This is a genomic window from Thermococcus coalescens (assembly GCF_055392585.1).
On record NZ_AP043764.1, the window covers coordinates 1,719,479 to 1,735,982 of the forward strand.

The window sequence follows — 16,504 nt, forward strand, 5'->3', positions numbered from 1 at the left end:
ATGGTCAAAATTATAGTCAACGGTAAGGAGTTCGACGCCCCGGAGGGGAAGCCGCTCATAGACTTTCTCCGTGAGATTGAGGAGCACGTCCCCGGCTTCTGCTACACGAACGAGCTTGACCCCTACGGCTCCTGTCGCCTGTGCCTCGTCTCCACCAGGAGGGGCGTCACCACCTCGTGCACCCTCAAGCCGATGGAGGGGCTTGAGTTAGAGACCCTCAGCGACGAAGTCGTTTCGATGAGAAAGACCGCGCTGGAGCTCATTCTCTCCGACCACTACGGCGACTGCATCGGCCCATGTCAGGACGGCTGTCCCGCCCACAGCGACGTTCAGGGGTATCTGGCCCTCATAGCGATGGGGAAGTACCACGAGGCGGTCAAGCTGATGAAGGAGAAGTACATTCTCCCGGCGGTTCTTGGACGGGTATGCCCGGCCTTCTGTGAGGACGCCTGCCGGAGGAACCTAGTCGAGGAGCCCCTGGCGATAAGGCAGCTGAAGAGGTACGCGGCCGACTACGACCTCGAGCACGGCCCGTGGATGCCGGAGATCCCGCCCTCGACCGGGAAGAGAGTGGCTGTCGTCGGCGGCGGGCCGGCCGGACTGGCGTGCGCCTACTACCTCAGGACTATGGGGCACGAGGTTACGATAATCGAGGCCATGCCGGAACTCGGCGGTATGATGCGCTATGGAATACCCCCCTACAGGCTCCCGAGGGACGTCCTCGATAAGGACATAGCGACCGTGATCAACACGGGGATCGAGGTGAAGACCAACACCGCCCTCGGAAGGGACGTAACCCTTGAGGAGCTCCGTGAAGAATATGACGCGGTCTTCCTCGGCGTTGGAGCGTGGAGGAGCAGGAGGATGGGTATCTCGGGCGAGGAGCTTGATGGGGTGATGCACGGCATAGAGTTCCTCAGGAAGGTCAACACCGGTGAAAAGGTCGAGCTTGGGGAGCGCGTCATAGTCGTTGGCGGCGGAAATACTGCCATGGACGTCGCAAGGACAGCTTTGAGGCTCGGTGCGAAGGTTACCGTGGTCTACCGCCGCTCGAAGGCCGAGATGCCCGCCAACGAGAGAGAAGTGGAAGAAGCGGTGGAGGAAGGCGTGGAGTTCATGTTCCTGACGAACCCGGTGAAGATTCTCGGCGACGGGAAGGTCGAGGAGGTGGAGCTCGTAAAGATGCGCCTCGGTGAGCCGGATTCAAGCGGAAGGAGGAGGCCGATACCTATAGAAGGTTCGGAGTTCCGCGTCAGGGCCGACAACGTCATCCTCGCCATAGGCCAGTACTGCGACGAGGAGTTCCTCAAGGGCCTCGGCATCGAGGCGAGGCGCGGTAAGGCTCTCGTTGATGAGGTGACGCTCCAGACGAGCGTTCCCGGAGTTTTCGCCGGCGGAGACCTCGTCCTCGGGCCCTCAACGGTCATCGAGAGCATAGCAACGGGAAGAAGGGCCGCGATAATGATAGACCTGTATCTTAAGGGCAAGCTGGAGAAGGCCAGAGAAGTGCTCACCGAGCCGGAGAAGCACATCGAGGAAGTCTTAAGCGATGATGACCTTTACCGCGTCCTCTTCGACCTCAGGCCCTACAACCACTGGAAGAATGTTACCGAGAAGGACTACGAGGCCGTTGAGAGGAAGCCGAGGGCTAAGGTTAAGCTCCTCGACCCGGAAAGGAGGAAGAGAACCTTCGAGGAGGTCGAGCCGGCCTTAACCGAGGAGCAGGTTCTTGAAGAGGCCAAGCGGTGCATGAGCTGCGGCTGTATGGAGGTCTTCAGGTGCAAGCTGAGGGAGTACGCGACGCTTTACGGTGCCGAGCAGTACGCCTTCGAGGGCGAGCAGAACAGGTTCGAGATAGACGAGAGCCACCCGTTCATCACCCTCGACAACAACAAGTGCGTCCTCTGCGGCCAGTGCGTCAACTTCACCCACGAGGTCGCTGGAGAGGGAGTCCTCGACTACCTCTTCCGCGGATTCAAGACGAGGATTTCACCACCCCTCGGGGAGACGCTGGGAGATACGGACGGCCTGTTCATCGGCGAAACAATAGACCTCTGTCCCGTTGGGGCAATAACGGAGAAGCTCCCCTTCGTCAAGCCCGGGCCCTGGAAGACGAGGCCTGTAAAGACGGTCTGCAACGGCTGTTCCTTTGCCTGCGAGATGAACATCGAGGTTTACGACGGCATGCTCGTGAGGGCTTCGAGCTTCGAGGGGAGCTGGAACAGGCACCTCTGCGACCTCTGCCGCTTTGCCAGGCCGTGGGCCGAAGACCTAACTCAACCGCTCCTTAACGGCGAACCGGTGAGCTGGGATGAGGCCAGGAAGTTCATGGCCGGGAGGGAGTACGCGTTAATCCTTACTCCTGAACTGACCAACGAGGAGATAGCCTTCTTCAAGGCCTTTGCGGAGAAGAAGGGCATCCCGATAGGCTCAACCGTCGAGGGCGGGCTCTCAACGGCCACGCTTGAGGACGTCAGAAACGCCAGGAGGGTTCTCCTGAGGGCGGACCCCGAGAGGTACCCGCTGCTCAAGATACTCCTGAAGGGCAAGGAAATCGTTGATGAGAACTACGACGTTGCGATACTTGAGGAGGGAGAACCGCTGGACGTTCCAACGCTGATTCTGCACAGCGGCGTGAACGCGGCTGGGCTCATTAAAGCAGGGATAACCGGAATACCTGAGGCTGAAGCCTACGTTGTCATCGGAAGGACGGAAAGGAAGCTGCCGGGTGACGTACTGGTGCTCCCGGCGGGCCTCTGGGCGGCCAAGAAAGGCACCGTTACGAACGCCTTTGGGATGGAGCTGAGGGTAGGAAGGGCCGTTGAAGAGGCCAGCGGGGTTTTTGAGCTCTTCTTCTCCTGATTTTCCCTTTCTGTGGGCCTTTTTTTTCATCCACCTCGTAGAGTATCCTGAAACTGCCAACCCTGATCCTGTAAGTGTGCTTCTCACCCCTAATCTTCTTGTAAGGGTATGAAAAGGGATTCTGGGAGAGTGTCAAAATTATATCCTTAAGCTTTCTCCCGTGGCGGGTTCAAGGTTCTTAACTGCTTCGCGGCTTTACGGGTAAAACAACCTCGCACATGCTCATTCCTCGAAGAGCTCCTCAAAGCGGACGAACTCTCCCCCTTAACCTCCTCGCACATCTTCCTGAGCTCTTCTTTCTCCTTACCGCTCAACGACTCGTAGCCGAGGAAGTTGTCTATTGGAAACGTTTTTTAGCTTAGCTTACCAATTACCTAGCCATGAAGAACCTCGAAGAGATTGAAGACATCCTGAGGAGACATAAGCGCGAACTTGAGGAGAGATTTGGGGTCAGGGAGATAGGTATATTCGGCTCCTACGTCAGGGGTGAGGCCAGAGAGACCAGCGACGTCGATATTCTGGTGGACTTCTACAGAATCCCCTCCCTTCTCGAGTTCATTCGCCTTGAGGAGTACCTCGAAGACCTCCTCGGCGTTAGGGTTGACCTCGTCATGAAGTCCGCGTTAAAGCCGAAGATAGCCGAGCACGTGAGGCGGGAGGTTATCTACGTATGAGGCGAACTCACGAGGACTACCTCAACGACATGGCTGAGACGATCTCCCTTATAGAGGAGTTCACGGAGGGGATGAGCTTTGAGGAATTCCTGAGCGACAGAAAGACCCAGTTCGCGGTAATCCGGGCGCTTGAGGTCATCGGTGAGGCCGCCAAGGCCATCCCAGACGAGTTTAAGAGCGCTCATCCCCAGCTCCACTGGGGGGAAATGGCCCGCATGAGGGATAAGCTCATCCACGCGTACTTCGGCGTCGACCTCCGGGTCGTCTGGAAGATGATAAAAGGGGACAGCCTCCACCTCAAGGAAACTCTCTCAGAGCTCCTGTGAACCATCACCTGGGCAGGTTACCTACGCTTCCCATGATTCTGGGGCACGTCATAAGCTTTGTTAAAATCCGCCAAATCCCAAACCAACCAGCCTTCCTCCCTCAGCTCTCCCTTCTCCTCAACCCTCTTCGCTATCAATCCATGGAACTTCTTCCACTCTTCCAGTCCAACAAGCTCCGCCTTCCTCTCCAAGTTCTTTAAAATCGCCCTTGCTTCCCTCTCGCTTAATTCTTTCCACTTCACCTCAACGAACAAAGCCTTTCTCTCGCGCTCGTTCAAAGCAACGAGGTCAATCTCCTCGCCTTTGTGCCACCATCTTCCAATTTTCGTGAATCTGAACGGGAGCTCTCCAGCCCTGTTCAGCTCGATTAAAAACTGTCTTGCTATCTCTTCGAAAGCGTGGCCCAGGTAGTTGTTGAACTCGGCGTTGAAGTCTTCCAGCGCGCCCTCGGGGAAGCCGCTCTCTATCTCTTCGAAGTATGGAGCCACGAACCTGAACCAGAAGGCGAAGTAGAGGTCTTTGAAGCGGTAGATGCCCTTTTTGGCTTTCCTGCCAACGGGGAGCTCCCTCTTCAGTATCCCGAGGTCTTCGAGGATTCTAAGGTACCTCGCGGTGTTCTTGGGCTCAAGGAATGCGTGCTGGGCTATCTCGTTCACCCTCGTCTTTCCCTTGGCTACAGCCTCAAGCAGAGTGTAATATGTTTCAGGCTCCCTGAACTCCTCTTCAAGCAGTTCCTTGGCCTCGCGGAAGAGGAAGGAGTTGGGGTCGAAGAAGTTGGCCCTGATTTCCCCATCAACGTCCCTCTCCTCGAAGAGCTCAAGGTACCTGGGAACGCCGGATGTTACGGCGTAGACCTTCACTGCATTCTCCGGCGAGATGCCTTCAAACCACTCGAATAGGTGCTTGAAGCTCAGCGGCTGAAGGTTCAGCGCCGCGTCGCTCCTCCCGTAGAGCGGGCTGGAGTAGTCAAAGAAGCTCCTCTTGAGCAACCCCACCGAGGAAGCCGAGAGGATCAGCATGACGTTGCTCTCCGCGAGTATTTCGTCAGCTATGCTCTGGAACTCTGCCTCAACTTCCGAATAGCGGAGCAGGTAAGAAAATTCATCGAGGAAGACGATGAGCCTTCCACCCGGCTGGGAGGCGATGAAGCGGAAGGCGTCGCTGAAGGTGGAGAAGTTTGGGGCCGGAATGCCAAAATACTCCCCTATGACCCTGTTGAGCTTGTTCAGATTGTACTCCCAGAGCCTCTTCTCGAACTGGACACTTATGGCATTTTTTCCCTTTAGGAACTCCCTGACGAGCCTGCTCTTCCCGATTCTCCTCCTTCCAGTTACAAGGACAAGGGTGAAGCCCTCTCTCCGATAGAGACTTTCAAGGGTTTCAAGCTCCCTCTTGCGATTGACAAATTTTCGAATCTTCATAATATAATCGTGAGTCGAAAATACATAAAAGGGTTTCGCTGGATAAGAGGTCGCTGGCTCTCGCTTTCCCTGCTCCCAATTCATCGAATCCGCTCAAAATCACCCAGGTCGAAGACGAGGTAGCCCTCTTCCCTAAGCCCTTCCTTCTCTTCGATGCCCTTTGCCACCATCCCATAAAACTTCTCCCACTCCTCCAGTCCCACCAGCTCGGCTTTTCTTTCCAAGTCCTTCAAAATCCCCCTCGCTTCCCTCTCGCTCAACTCTCTCCACTTGACCTCAACGAATAGTGCCTTCTTTTCCCTTTCGTTTAACCCAACGAGGTCAATCTCCTCGCTTTTGTGCCACCATCTTCCAATTTTCGTGAACCTGAACGGGAGCTCTCCAGCCCGGTTCAGCTCGATTAAAAACTGCCTTGCTATTCCCTCAAACGCGAAGCCAAGGTAGCGGTTAAAGTCCCTCTCGAAGTTCTCCAGGGGGGCATCGAGGAGGTCCAGCTCTATCTCCTCCTTGAAGGGATAGACGAAGGAGTAGTAGAAAGCGAAGTAGTTGTCGCCTATCGAGTACCTCGCGTTCCTCCGGCGGCTCTTGCCCTTCAAAGTTATGGGAACTTCCTTCCTCACGATTCCGAGTTCAATGAGGACGCTCAAATAGCGGGGCAGTTTGGAGCCATCTATTCCGGTCGCGTTCCTCAGCTCGCCGAAAGACCTGTAACCGTAGCTCAGTGCCTCAAGGATTGTGTTGTAAGTGCTCAAGTCCCTAAGCTCGTAGCGGAGCAGGAACTCGGCCTCGCCGTAGAGGAAGCCCCTCCCAAAGAACTCCCGTCTGATGTTCTCTTCGGGGTTAAGGGATGGATCGAAGCGAAGGAGATATTCCGGAATGCCGCCAAGAACGGCGTAGGTCTTCACGAGGTCTTCGGGGGAATATTCCGGCAGGAACTCATGGATGTGGAAGAAGCTCAGGGGTTCAACCTTCAGGGAGAGTCCCCTTCTTCCATAGGTTGGACTTCCATACTGGGTAAGCTCCTCCATCATCGAGACGCTCGAACCGCAGAGGACTACGGGGTTTCCTCCCCGAAAGTCGAGGTATTCCTGAAGAACCCCGAGGATGCGGGGGTGGTTCCTAACCAGGACCTGGAACTCATCAAAGATCACGACGATACCGGGCGGAACGGCCTCAAAGAACTCTTCAAAGGAGGAGAGAGGCCTTTTTACAAACCTCCCGTCCCCAGTAAGCTGAAAGAGCTTGAGGCTCAGGCTCTTCAGGGTTTCACTCACTTCCTCCTCCTTGCAGAGGTGGTAGATGTGGGGAAAATCCCTCACGGCCTCCACTATGAGTCGGGTTTTTCCAACCCTCCGCCTCCCGTAGACGATTACCAAGGCGTTTCTCTTGAAAGCCTCACGGAGTCTGGCCAGCTCCTCCCTTCTATTGATGAATTTTTGCATAATCATGATAATATAACCGAGATCATCTAATTTAAACCTTTTGAATCCCAACTCTTTAGTGATTGCAAGGGGAAAATTCAAATCCACTCAATCCACGAACGCCAGGCCATTCCAAAGCTCCCTCATCTCCCTCGTCGCGTCGGGATAGACCCGCTTGAAGGTTATTCTCCAGTAGCCGTTCTTCAAATCCTCGATGTCCTCGATGTGGATTTTCACGCCGAGCCTCTCAAAGTGGGTCACCATTTTATGGGCGGTCGTTATGTTCTTGACCCTCACCGTGAAGACCTCCTCGATGTTTCCGCCGTGGGCGACCTCGTGTATGCTCTCGACGAAGGGCCTGAGAAGGGCCTTTCCGAGGGCTTTGGCGTACTCATCGAACTCCTCGCCCCTGACGTGCTTTTCAGCGAGATAAAATGCAAGGCGCTTAATCCGTCCCACAAAGTAACCGTGAGGAAGGTCAAAGAATATGTGCGAGCCTATCTTGATGTCATTGATGTTGGCATAGGGCGTCACGTACTTCGCTATCTTCTTCATATCCGGGGTCTTCATGACGATGCCCTCTCTCTTTTCCCGGCTGAGTCTCTCGATTAGGTCGTAGAGGTCATCCAGGCGGGAGCGGTCGAAGAGGCCGAAGCGCTCCACCTGTGGTATGCCGTATTCTTCCGCCAGTTTGTACCTCTCATCCACCGGCAGGCTCCTCCCGGTTCCCTTCTCCTGGATGTCGAAGAGGAAGAACCGAATGTCCTCCTTCACGTAGGGCGGCCCCTCGACGATGTACGGACTCTCGGGGCCGGCCATCTCTCCCGCCAAAACGAGGTTTGGATAGTCTTTAAAGAAGTCGAAGTTGATGAAGTCACCTATCCTCTCGGTCGTGAAGGGGCAGACGAAGCCTCCCCTCGTTAGGGCAAGAACCTTATTCTCGATTTTCACGACGCGGACGTTGTAGCCGTCCACCTTCTCCTCGACGTAGAAAGGTTTGTTCTTGAAGACCCGCCTTATTCCGTTCTCGAGATGGACGACGCGCTTTATGTGAGGAAAACCAAGAATCGCCTCCCCGTTCTCGAACACCACCGTCCCCCTGCGGAAGCCCTTCGCGGAATCGCGGAAGCGGACGTACCTTATCCCCTCGAACTCGTCCTCGACTATGCCGCCCTTTCCCTCAAGAACCAGAAGCCTGTCCTCTGGAACGCCAATCTTAAGGAGCATGCTCATGAAGTGCGAGCTTACCATCGTCCCACCATTGGCCCTATGGTGGCATCGTTAATAATCATTATGAATATATGGGAAACCTGTCAAAAACTCCACCACAAGAAACGCGACAAAAGTTGTAGAGGAAGAGCCCGGTGGGCTCCAGCGCACGTCAGCGCTGCGCATCAACGCTTCATCGTCGAGAGAACCTTGGTTGTGATGTCGTTGCCTTCCCTGTCGTAGATCCTGTAGTAGGCGCTGTAGGGCAGCTTCATCTTGGCCCTGTGCATCGCTCCAAGGGCGAACTTGAGGTGGTTCTCGTTCACCCAGACGGTGAGTATCTTCTGGTCCTTCTTAACGCGGGCGGCTAAGCCAATCGGCTTTCCGAAGGGCCTCCTCATACCGTTTCCGTAACGGTCGGCCTTCCTGCCGGTGGCCATCGGGTTCTCGCGGAGAACCTGGAAGGGATAAACCCTTATCTTGAAGTGGTAGTTGCTCCTTCCGACGTTCTTCTGGAGGTACCTGTTCACCTGGATACGGATGGCCTCAAGGGCGTTCTGCCTTATCTGCATGGCCTGCTCGGCGTGAAGGCTGACCTCGTACTCGAATTCAGCGGAGAGGTTGCCCATATCGAAGATCGTTATCTTCGGACCGGGCGCACCGCGTATGTATTCCCTCCTCGTGTAAGCGGGCTTGTCAACGTCCCTATCAATCTTGGCTGGTCTCAGTCCCATACTCTCACCTCCAAATGAGCGTAAGCTAAGCCTAAACTTAGGCGAGTGCTCTCTTTTATAAAAGTTTTGGAGTTTCCGTCAAAGGGCACTTACTCCCCACCGCCTTTAAGCTTAACGCTCTGCCAGAGCAAGGTCACCGAAACGGGTGCGAACGCCAGCAGGGCGAGGTTGAGAGTTACAACCCAGTGAAGCTCCCCCAGCGAGTAGGCGAAGCCGAACAGCATTCCACCCAGGAAAGTTGAGAGGTTCTGGACGCCGTTGACGCCGCCTATGGCAAGGGAAGAGCGGTGGTAGGAAGCCAACACCTTCCTCGACACAGGCCTGAAGCTCTGGAAGGCGAAGAGCGCTAGGAATATCCCGAGGAACACCGTCGGAGCGGTCTTCACCGCCGCAAGGAGAGGCGAGAGTGCCGCCATCAGAGAGGTCAGCAGGACCATCCGCCTCTCGCTCCTCACGTCGGCGAGCCACGACACACCGTAGCTGAGCACCGCGGACAGAAAACCGGCCCAGCCGATGAGCGTTGCAGTCGTTGCCTTGTCCATCCCCAGTGCCTCCGAGACATAGACGTAGGTTATCTCGCCGGAGGTGAATGCAACTATGATGGCCATCAGCGAGGCGATAATCAAAACCCTCCTCGGATCGAGACTCGGCCCTTCACCGTCGGGAGTTTTCTTCCATTTGGGCGTTATTCTATCGTAGAGGAGGACGTAGCTGGCCACCATTATCAGGCCGGTCAGGACGAAGAAGGCCGAGGCGATCCACATCTGACCGCCCAGTCCGAGGTCTATCGTGTAGGCATAGACGTAGTTTCCGAGGAGAGCGGCTATGCTGCCAAAGAAGAAGTATATTGCCGTAACTCTCGCCCGTATTTCCCTGGGAGTGGCCACGGCTATCACAAACTGTGCCATCGGCCAGCTGAGGCCGTTTAGAAAGCCGTTGAGGAGCTTTATTCCAGCTACCTGAACCCATGTCGATGTCAGGGGATAGAGCTGAACCGCGAGGGCGTTCCCCATCATGGCCACCGCGCCAATATAGACGAGCCTCTTGCCCCTCTCAAGGATCAGCCCACCGAAGACCGACGAAAATGCCCTCGCGAGGACGAAGGACATAGAGACTATTGAAACGGATAGCATCGAGGCCCGGAGTATGTCGCGCGTGTAGAACGCTATGGCGGGAGTGGCGAGGCGGAAGGCTATCGTGCCGGTGAAGGCGGACAGTATGAGCAGGAGTATCCCTGTGAGGCGTCTGGATTCCATACGACCACCTTCTGAACGTTAGGGTGAAGCTTTTAAAAGTCTTGGTTATGCCGAAGATTTTTCAGCAACGGGTTCGGTAAATAAACAGGGCTTCAGAGGAGAACCCGCACCGCCAACGAACCCTTTTTATATTTCACCTCCAAACTCCCGCCGAGGTGATGCTGATGGAGCTTAAGTTCAGCATGGAGTATGAGGAAGCCTACAGGGAGGTTTACGAGCTCGTCAAGCCGAAGTATAAGCTCTTTACCGCCGGACCCGTCGCATGTTTTCCCGAGGTTCTCGCAATAATGAGCGTTCAGATGTTCAGCCACCGCTCGGCCGAGGCGAAGGAGGTTCACGTTGACACCCTCAACAGGCTCAGGGCATTCCTTGAGGCTGATAGGGGCGAGATAATCCTCTTCCCGAGCTCCGGGACGGGCTTCATGGAGGCCGCTGTGAGGAACACCGTCCCCCGGGGAGGAAAGGTTCTGGTTACCACGATAGGGGCATTCGGCAACAGGTTTAGGGATGTAGTTGAGACCAACGGCAGAAAAGCCGTTGTCCTTGAGAAGGAGCCGGGCTACGCCATCAAGCCGGAGGAGCTCGATGATGCTCTCAGGAAGAACCCCGACGTCCACGCGGTCACGATAACCTACAACGAGACCTCGACCGGTGTGCTGAACCCGCTCCCCGAGCTGGCCAAGGTCGTCCACGAACACGACAAGCTCCTCTTCGTCGATGCGGTCTCAGCGATGGGCGGTGCGGACATAAAGTTTGACGAGTGGGGAATTGACCTCGTCTTTGCGAGCAGCCAGAAGGCCTTCGGCGTCCCGCCGGGATTAGCGGTAGCAGCTGTCAGCGAGCGCGTCTTTGAGATAGCGGAGAAGATGCCGGAGCGCGGCTGGTACTTCGACCTCCCGCTATATAAGAAGTTCAACGAGAAGAAGAAGGGAACGCCCTCAACGCCCCCGCTCCCGCAGATATTCGGCCTCAACGTCGTTCTAAGGATAGTTGAAAAGATGGGAGGCAAGGATGCCTGGCTCGGAATGTACAAGAAGAGGAGCGAGATGATACGCGAGGGTGTCAAGGAGATGGGACTTGGAATTCTCGCCGAGCCCGGCTACGAGAGCCCGACGATTACCGCTGTCGTCGTCCCGGAGGGAATGAAGGGGGTGGACGTCTACAACGCGATGCGCGAGCGCGGCTTTGAACTGGCCAAAGGATATGGAAGCGTCGCCGAGAAGACCTTCCGCATAGGAAACATGGGGTACATGACCTTCGAGGACATCGAGGAGATGCTGGCGAACCTGCGCGAGGTCATAGAAAAGCTTAAGGGCTGATCCCCTTTTCTTTTGATTAAGTGGAGTTTATGGCAGCAAAAAAGTGGATAGCAATATGGTTCGTACTGAACTTTTTCATCTTCTGGACTGTTGGCCTTTACACGAGCGGGTATTCCCTCGAAGGTTATCTGCCCTGGGAGAGCAAAGACGCGCCAACCTACAGTCCCATAGTGTATGCGCTACCCGATGACACACCCGACGGGATGCTCTACATGGTGGACAGGGACGGCAACGTATACTACTACATAGTCTGGGAGGACGAGTATTTCAGCAACTGGCTGATAGACGAGCTCTACCGCTTCTTCAGGGCCTTGGTATACGGGGGGGCTACACAGGATATAGAGGTGGTCAAGGTTTTCCCAGAAAACAGAACCGTCTACTTCCAGACCTATGAACACACCGACGTGTGGGCCACGGTAAACCCCGACGGGACGTGCCTGTGGCCGGAGGGGAACGTGGAAGTCCCGAACTGTGCCGAAAACGGCACCCACATTAAGGTGTATTCGGTAACGTGGAACCACATGCTCTCGATTATTCCAGAAAACGGAACGGTGCGAACAACGCTACCCCTGAAGCGCATGAGCCCAACGGACTACGTTATCCTTGGAATGTTCAGAAGGACTCAGATGACAATAGCGGGAGTGGCGGTGGACTCAATAGTCATCGCCCTTCTCGTGACCCTGGCCTTCAACGTATTCCTTTACGTTGCCTGGCGCCTCGGCTACCTGAACCGGGAGAGCCAAACCAGAATACTGCGGGAGCTCAAGAAAGTGATAAAACACGAGAGAAGCAGAAAAGAGTGATCACAGGAGGACTTCAAGGTTTCCGTCTTTTACCCTGTACACCCTGTTTATACTCTTCTTCCCTGTTCTCCAGTCCCTCTTGAGCTCGACCACGATATCAAACTTGTCGAAGGTCTCGCCACTTATCCTGAGCCAGTGCTTTACCTCATCCTTTATGTCGTCTGTGAGGGCGAGGGAGGTGACCATGAAGGCGTAGTTGTCTATGAGTTCACGGAAGACCCTCGCCACGTCAATGGTGTGGATTGTGTCGATGACGACGTAGTCCGGGTTTATCGCCTTTATCTTGGCTATCACGTCGGAGGTACGTCTTTCAAGGGACTGGCTGTCGAACTGGGTGTCTATGACAACGATGTTGGGCTTGAAGGGCTTGAACTCACCGTAGGCGGTGATGACCACAACCTTCCAGCCGTCGGGAACAAAGTGCATCAGAGCCTCGACGAGCTTCGTCTTCCCGGAGCGGCTTGAGCCAACGATCAGAATGTCCTCTTTATCCAGAACCGCCTTTTTGAGGATGTCAAGCTGTCCTTCCCTCGCGGCACCGTAGCGTATGAGGTCCTCCGGTGTGAATATGTACACTCCCATGCTTTACCACCATACAAAGTTCTCGGCTGGCGTTATAACGCTATCGCTGGAGGGTGTTGATAAACGTCAATCAACGGCTCATATGTTGTCGATTGTTCAGAAATAATTGTAATTCAATGTCATATTTTGGCCAAAATCCAAAAGTTTTTGCATAAAGGCCATAAAGGAGAAAATCTGTGACAAAAATCAGGTGATATATATGAACGCTCTCCAAATTGTGACCAGAAAAATTGAACCAATAATGGAAGTCCAGACGAGAGTCATTGACTATATGACAAGGTACATGGTGAGCAGGGGCTTCAAGTGGATGCTCCCCGTGATGTTGAGCTCGATAACCGATCCCCTGTGGCCGGATCCCGCCGCTGAAGAAGCCCTGAAGCCTCCAGAAGTCGAAGTTTACGGCTCAAGGCTGAGGCTGACCCACAGCATGATACTCCACAAGCAGATGGCGGTGGCGATGGGAATAGACAGGCTCTTCATCCTCTCGCCGAACGTGAGGCTTGAGGGAAGGAGTGCCGACGACGGGAGGCACGCCTACGAGTTCACCCAGCTCGACTTCGAGATAGCCTACGCAAGCATGGACGACGTGATGGGCCTCATCGAGGGACTCATCAGCGGTCTATTCAGGGAGGCAAGAAGCTGGGGGCTCGAAAGAGAGGTTCCGAAGGTCAGGACACCCTTCAAGCGCTTCACCCTGGAGGAGATAAAAGAGGAGTTCGGAGATGAGGAAGAGGCCAGCAAAGCCATGAAAGAACCCTTCTGGGTACTCGATATTAAGAGAGAGTTCTACGACAGGGAAGACCCAGAGAGGCCGGGCCACTTCAGGAACTACAACCTATACCTCCCGGAGGGCTACGGCGAAGTGTCGAGCGGCGGCGAGAGGGAGTGGGAGTACGAGGTCATCGTCAGGAAGATGATGGAAGCAGGGATAAGCCTTGAAGCCTTCAGACCGTATCTGGAGGTGGCCAAGGCGGGTCTCCTGAGACCGAGCGCAGGAGCAGGAATCGGAGTCGAGCGGCTCATCAGGTACATGGTCGGGGCGAAGCATATAGCGGAAGTTCAGCCCTTCCCGAGGATTCCCGGCGTTCCAGCGGTGATCTGAGGCCTTTTCACACCTTCCCCTTTCAAAACCCATTTAAACTATCCCTCCCTACTTCTTTGGGGATTTCTATGAGAAAAAGTCTGTTTCCAGCGCTGGAGAGGTTTAAGGCATACCTAAACACCGCGAGCCTCGGTCTGATGCCATCAACTGCACTCCAGAGCACAGCAGAGCTTCTCACTGATATCCTGGAATTCAACGGGGATGTCAACTCGGTTGACTACATGGACGAGGCTGTTCTGAAGCCCCTGCTGAAAGAGGCGGCCAGGTTAATGAGAACAAAGCCAGAAAGTGTAGGTCTCTCGATACAGACCACGGAGGGCCTGAGGAGAATTCTGCTGGCCCTTGAGCCGAAGAAGGGGCAGAACATCGTTTCACTGGACACGGAGTTTCCAACCCTCCCTGCACTCCTCAGAAGCTATGCAGGACGCTTTAACCTTGAGCTGCGCGTTGTGAAAAACAGGAAGGGGGTTCACAGCCTAGAGGACATCGAAAAGGCAATAGACGACAACACCTTTGCGGTAGTCTTAAGCTCCGTCAACTGGGTCACCGGGCAGCGGCTCAATCTCAGGGAGCTTTCGAGGATGGCCCATGAACACGGCGCCTGGCTGATAGTTGACGCCGTCCAGCACCTCGGCTCGCTCCGCCTCTACCCGGAGAAGGAGGGCGTTGATGCTCTCTCCGCGGGCGGTGAAAAATGGCTCCTCAGCCCCGACACTGGGGCGGGCCTAATCTACGTCTCGGACGAGATTCTAGATGAGATGAAGCCGATAACCGGCCTGCTGAACAACGAACCTCCAGCGGGTGAATGGGACAGCTGGTGGGGACTGCCCGAGAAGGATCCCTGGGACGAACTGAAGCCCGCCAGGGGCGTCAAGAAGCTCGACTTCGGCGGCGGCCCGCCTTATCTTATAGTCGCAGCCTTCAAGGCCTCCCTGAGGCTCATAAACGAGATAGGCATCGAGGAGATAGAGCGCCACAACCTGAAGCTCGCGGAGAGGATAAGGGACGAGGTCATGAGCGCTGGCCTTGAGGTCCTCGCAGAGGGTTCCGCGATAGTCACAATAAAAACAGGGTTGAGCTATGAGGAAGAGGAAAGACTGTATCAGAAGCTCGCCGCGGAGAGGATTTCAGTCAGCCACCGCGGCGTTCTCGGCCACTACGGGATAAGGGCCTCGCCGCATCTCTACAACACGCGGGATGACGTCGAAATGTTCCTGGAGGAGCTGTTCACGGTTATGGGACGCTGAGCTTAAGGGGAGTTCCTTTTTCGTTTAATGCCTGAACCACCAATGCCTTCAAGGTCTCTCAGATCCCATGCAAGCCACTTCTCTCCTTCCAGCTTTTCTTTGCCTTCGATGCTTTTCGCCACCACTCCATACCACTTCTCCCATCCTCCCAGACCTACAAGCTCCGCCCTCCTCTCCAGCCTATTCAAAATCCCCCTCGCTTTCCTCTCGCTTAAGCCTTTCCACTTTACCTCAACGAATAGGGCCTTTTTCTCCCGCTCGTTTAAGGCAACGAGGTCAATCCCCTCGCTCTTGTGCCACCAACGGCCGATTTTCGTAAAGCGGAACGGAAGCTTTCCTGCCCTGTTCAATCTGAGCAAAAACTGCCTTGCAACGTCCTCAAAGACAACGCCAATGTACGCCGAAAGGTCCTCCATAACGAGACCTACGAGAAGCTCCCCCTGCCCTGTCTCAATTAAGTCAGAGTTTGGGTGGACGTAACGGAACCAAAAGGAAAAATAAGGATCGTTGATGTAGTATCGTCCCTTCCGACTCTTCCTGCTCGCAGTTACAGGGACTTCACGCCTCACCAGTTCAAGCCCGATTAGAACGGAGAGATACTTTCCAATCAATGACCTCTCAAGGCCGGTCTCAGTCATTATTTCTCCAAGCGAAGTTTTCCCCCTTGCGATGGCTTCCATTATAGCGAAGTAGTTCCTTGGCTCTTCAAGCTCTTCCCTGAGAATGAAGAGCGCATCACCGTACAGGAAGGAGTCGGGTCTAAAGTAGTCTCGCAGGTTCTCCTCAAGGCTCTTCCCATCGCTGAACTCGAGGAGATAGGCTGGTGTCCCGCCGAGAATGCCGTAGGCTTTCATAAACTCTTCGATCGGGTATCCCAAAAGGAACGACCTTGCGTTGAAAAAATCAAGCGATCGGAGCCTTAGCTGGCCGGTTCGTCTGCCGTAGAGGGGACTCTTGTAGCCTAGAAGCCTTTCCATCATGGAAACGCTGGAACCACAGATGATTAAGAAGATTCCCCCCTCCGACAGCTTCAAATCCCAGTACTCCTGTAGAATGGAGGGCAGCGCTTTATCCCCCTTAACGAGGTACGGGAACTCATCTATGACGAGGATGAGCCTCTTCTCCTTAGATCTCTGGTGGAGGTATTCAAAGAACGCGTCCCAGCTTTGGAAGGGATTCTTTCTCAGGAGTTCGTCGTTAAACACCTCCGCTAGCCTCTCGGAAAACCTCCTGAGGTTTTCGACTTTGCTCGTCTCCCTCGCGAGGAGGTAAACGCCGCCGTTTCTTCTGAGGAACTCAAGGAGGAGTGCCGTCTTTCCTATCCTTCTCCTGCCGTAGACAACTACGAATTCCGCTTTCCCATTTTTGAGCCTCTCCTCCAAAAGCCCCAGCTCTTCACGCCTGTCCACAAACATTTTACTTCACAGTAATTTACTCACAGGTAAATTATTTAAATGTTTTGAAAACAGGTGCATGCCGCCGGAAGGGAAGTTGCGAACCTCATGTCAAGGTCGAGAGGTGCGAGAGGGCTTACAGATGATGAAAAGG

14 protein-coding genes and 1 pseudogene are annotated in these 16,504 nt (G+C 54.8%); 7 read left to right on the top strand and 8 right to left on the bottom strand.

What is annotated here, in order from left to right; all coding sequences use genetic code 11:
- Nucleotides 1-2,862, top strand: coding sequence for an NAD(P)-binding protein (locus ACZ5M3_RS09565; RefSeq protein WP_464839388.1), 2,862 nt, complete (start codon nt 1-3; stop codon nt 2,860-2,862).
- Here ACZ5M3_RS09565 and ACZ5M3_RS09570 read toward each other — a convergent pair.
- A pseudogene (locus tag ACZ5M3_RS09570) lies at nt 2,780-3,013 on the bottom strand (type II toxin-antitoxin system RelE family toxin); the annotation flags it as partial. The gene ACZ5M3_RS09565 and the pseudogene ACZ5M3_RS09570 overlap by 83 nt on opposite strands.
- 229 nt (nt 3,014-3,242) lie before the next feature.
- Here ACZ5M3_RS09570 and mntA point away from each other — a divergent pair.
- Together mntA and ACZ5M3_RS09580 are read left to right on the top strand one after the other, a co-directional pair.
- Nucleotides 3,243-3,536: a type VII toxin-antitoxin system antitoxin protein adenylyltransferase MntA gene (gene mntA / locus ACZ5M3_RS09575; RefSeq protein WP_464839389.1), complete on the top strand. Its 294-nt coding sequence runs from the start codon at nt 3,243-3,245 to the stop codon at nt 3,534-3,536.
- Nucleotides 3,533-3,862, top strand: a complete 330-nt coding sequence (locus ACZ5M3_RS09580) for a HepT-like ribonuclease domain-containing protein (RefSeq protein ID WP_464839390.1) — start codon at nt 3,533-3,535, stop codon at nt 3,860-3,862. The genes mntA and ACZ5M3_RS09580 overlap by 4 nt, the downstream gene beginning before the upstream one ends.
- Before the next feature lie 17 nt (nt 3,863-3,879).
- Here ACZ5M3_RS09580 and ACZ5M3_RS09585 read toward each other — a convergent pair whose 3' ends face one another.
- From ACZ5M3_RS09585 to ACZ5M3_RS09605, 5 genes are all read right to left on the bottom strand, one after another.
- A complete protein-coding gene (locus tag ACZ5M3_RS09585) occupies nt 3,880-5,283 on the bottom strand; it encodes an ATP-binding protein (RefSeq protein WP_464839391.1) in 1,404 nt (467 codons plus the stop codon).
- A gap of 80 nt (nt 5,284-5,363) precedes the next feature.
- Nucleotides 5,364-6,731: an ATP-binding protein gene (locus tag ACZ5M3_RS09590; protein ID WP_464839392.1), complete on the bottom strand. Its 1,368-nt coding sequence runs from the start codon at nt 6,729-6,731 to the stop codon at nt 5,364-5,366.
- A gap of 81 nt (nt 6,732-6,812) precedes the next feature.
- Nucleotides 6,813-7,955 (bottom strand): RNA ligase, encoded by a 1,143-nt coding sequence (locus ACZ5M3_RS09595; protein ID WP_464839393.1) that lies wholly within the window; start codon nt 7,953-7,955, stop codon nt 6,813-6,815.
- Nucleotides 7,956-8,098: 143 nt separating this feature from the next.
- Nucleotides 8,099-8,647 carry a 50S ribosomal protein L16 gene (locus tag ACZ5M3_RS09600; protein WP_088864062.1) on the bottom strand — a complete coding sequence of 183 codons (549 nt, stop codon included), beginning with the start codon at nt 8,645-8,647 and terminating at the stop codon, nt 8,099-8,101.
- Nucleotides 8,648-8,736: 89 nt separating this feature from the next.
- Nucleotides 8,737-9,903 carry an MFS transporter gene (locus ACZ5M3_RS09605; RefSeq protein WP_464839394.1) on the bottom strand — a complete coding sequence of 389 codons (1,167 nt, stop codon included), beginning with the start codon at nt 9,901-9,903 and terminating at the stop codon, nt 8,737-8,739.
- Nucleotides 9,904-10,067: 164 nt separating this feature from the next.
- Here ACZ5M3_RS09605 and ACZ5M3_RS09610 point away from each other — a divergent pair, with 164 nt between their 5' ends.
- Both ACZ5M3_RS09610 and ACZ5M3_RS09615 read left to right on the top strand, forming a co-directional pair.
- Nucleotides 10,068-11,222: a pyridoxal-phosphate-dependent aminotransferase family protein gene (locus tag ACZ5M3_RS09610; RefSeq protein ID WP_464840896.1), complete on the top strand. Its 1,155-nt coding sequence runs from the start codon at nt 10,068-10,070 to the stop codon at nt 11,220-11,222.
- A 29-nt stretch (nt 11,223-11,251) separates the two neighbouring features.
- Nucleotides 11,252-12,025 carry a hypothetical protein gene (locus ACZ5M3_RS09615; protein WP_464839395.1) on the top strand — a complete coding sequence of 258 codons (774 nt, stop codon included), beginning with the start codon at nt 11,252-11,254 and terminating at the stop codon, nt 12,023-12,025.
- On the opposite strand, the gene ACZ5M3_RS09620 is transcribed toward ACZ5M3_RS09615, so the two are convergent.
- Nucleotides 12,026-12,607, bottom strand: a complete 582-nt coding sequence (locus ACZ5M3_RS09620; protein ID WP_464839396.1) for a P-loop NTPase family protein — start codon at nt 12,605-12,607, stop codon at nt 12,026-12,028. It lies immediately after the preceding gene.
- A 193-nt stretch (nt 12,608-12,800) separates the two neighbouring features.
- Between ACZ5M3_RS09620 and ACZ5M3_RS09625 the strand changes: the two genes are divergently transcribed.
- Together ACZ5M3_RS09625 and ACZ5M3_RS09630 are read left to right on the top strand one after the other, a co-directional pair.
- Complete coding sequence (locus tag ACZ5M3_RS09625; RefSeq protein WP_464840897.1) at nt 12,801-13,709, top strand: asparagine synthetase A; 909 nt, start codon at nt 12,801-12,803, stop codon at nt 13,707-13,709.
- 68 nt (nt 13,710-13,777) lie between these two features.
- Nucleotides 13,778-14,956, top strand: a complete 1,179-nt coding sequence (locus ACZ5M3_RS09630) for an aminotransferase class V-fold PLP-dependent enzyme (RefSeq protein WP_464839397.1) — start codon at nt 13,778-13,780, stop codon at nt 14,954-14,956.
- 2 nt (nt 14,957-14,958) lie between these two features.
- On the opposite strand, the gene ACZ5M3_RS09635 is transcribed toward ACZ5M3_RS09630, so the two are convergent.
- On the bottom strand, nt 14,959-16,371 hold the full coding sequence (locus ACZ5M3_RS09635; RefSeq protein ID WP_464839398.1) for an ATP-binding protein: 1,413 nt from the start codon (nt 16,369-16,371) through the stop codon (nt 14,959-14,961).
- Nucleotides 16,372-16,504: the final 133 nt, after the last annotated feature.

Coding starts and splice junctions, on each gene's coding strand:
- ACZ5M3_RS09565 (WP_464839388.1), top strand. CDS start 1: ATGGTCAAAATTATAGTCAACGGTAAGGAGTTCGACGCCCCGGAGGGG.
- mntA (WP_464839389.1), top strand. CDS start 3,243: ATGAAGAACCTCGAAGAGATTGAAGACATCCTGAGGAGACATAAGCGC.
- ACZ5M3_RS09580 (WP_464839390.1), top strand. CDS start 3,533: ATGAGGCGAACTCACGAGGACTACCTCAACGACATGGCTGAGACGATC.
- ACZ5M3_RS09585 (WP_464839391.1), bottom strand. CDS start 5,283: ATGAAGATTCGAAAATTTGTCAATCGCAAGAGGGAGCTTGAAACCCTT.
- ACZ5M3_RS09590 (WP_464839392.1), bottom strand. CDS start 6,731: ATGATTATGCAAAAATTCATCAATAGAAGGGAGGAGCTGGCCAGACTC.
- ACZ5M3_RS09595 (WP_464839393.1), bottom strand. CDS start 7,955: ATGGTAAGCTCGCACTTCATGAGCATGCTCCTTAAGATTGGCGTTCCA.
- ACZ5M3_RS09600 (WP_088864062.1), bottom strand. CDS start 8,647: ATGGGACTGAGACCAGCCAAGATTGATAGGGACGTTGACAAGCCCGCT.
- ACZ5M3_RS09605 (WP_464839394.1), bottom strand. CDS start 9,903: ATGGAATCCAGACGCCTCACAGGGATACTCCTGCTCATACTGTCCGCC.
- ACZ5M3_RS09610 (WP_464840896.1), top strand. CDS start 10,068: ATGGAGCTTAAGTTCAGCATGGAGTATGAGGAAGCCTACAGGGAGGTT.
- ACZ5M3_RS09615 (WP_464839395.1), top strand. CDS start 11,252: ATGGCAGCAAAAAAGTGGATAGCAATATGGTTCGTACTGAACTTTTTC.
- ACZ5M3_RS09620 (WP_464839396.1), bottom strand. CDS start 12,607: ATGGGAGTGTACATATTCACACCGGAGGACCTCATACGCTACGGTGCC.
- ACZ5M3_RS09630 (WP_464839397.1), top strand. CDS start 13,778: ATGAGAAAAAGTCTGTTTCCAGCGCTGGAGAGGTTTAAGGCATACCTA.
- ACZ5M3_RS09635 (WP_464839398.1), bottom strand. CDS start 16,371: ATGTTTGTGGACAGGCGTGAAGAGCTGGGGCTTTTGGAGGAGAGGCTC.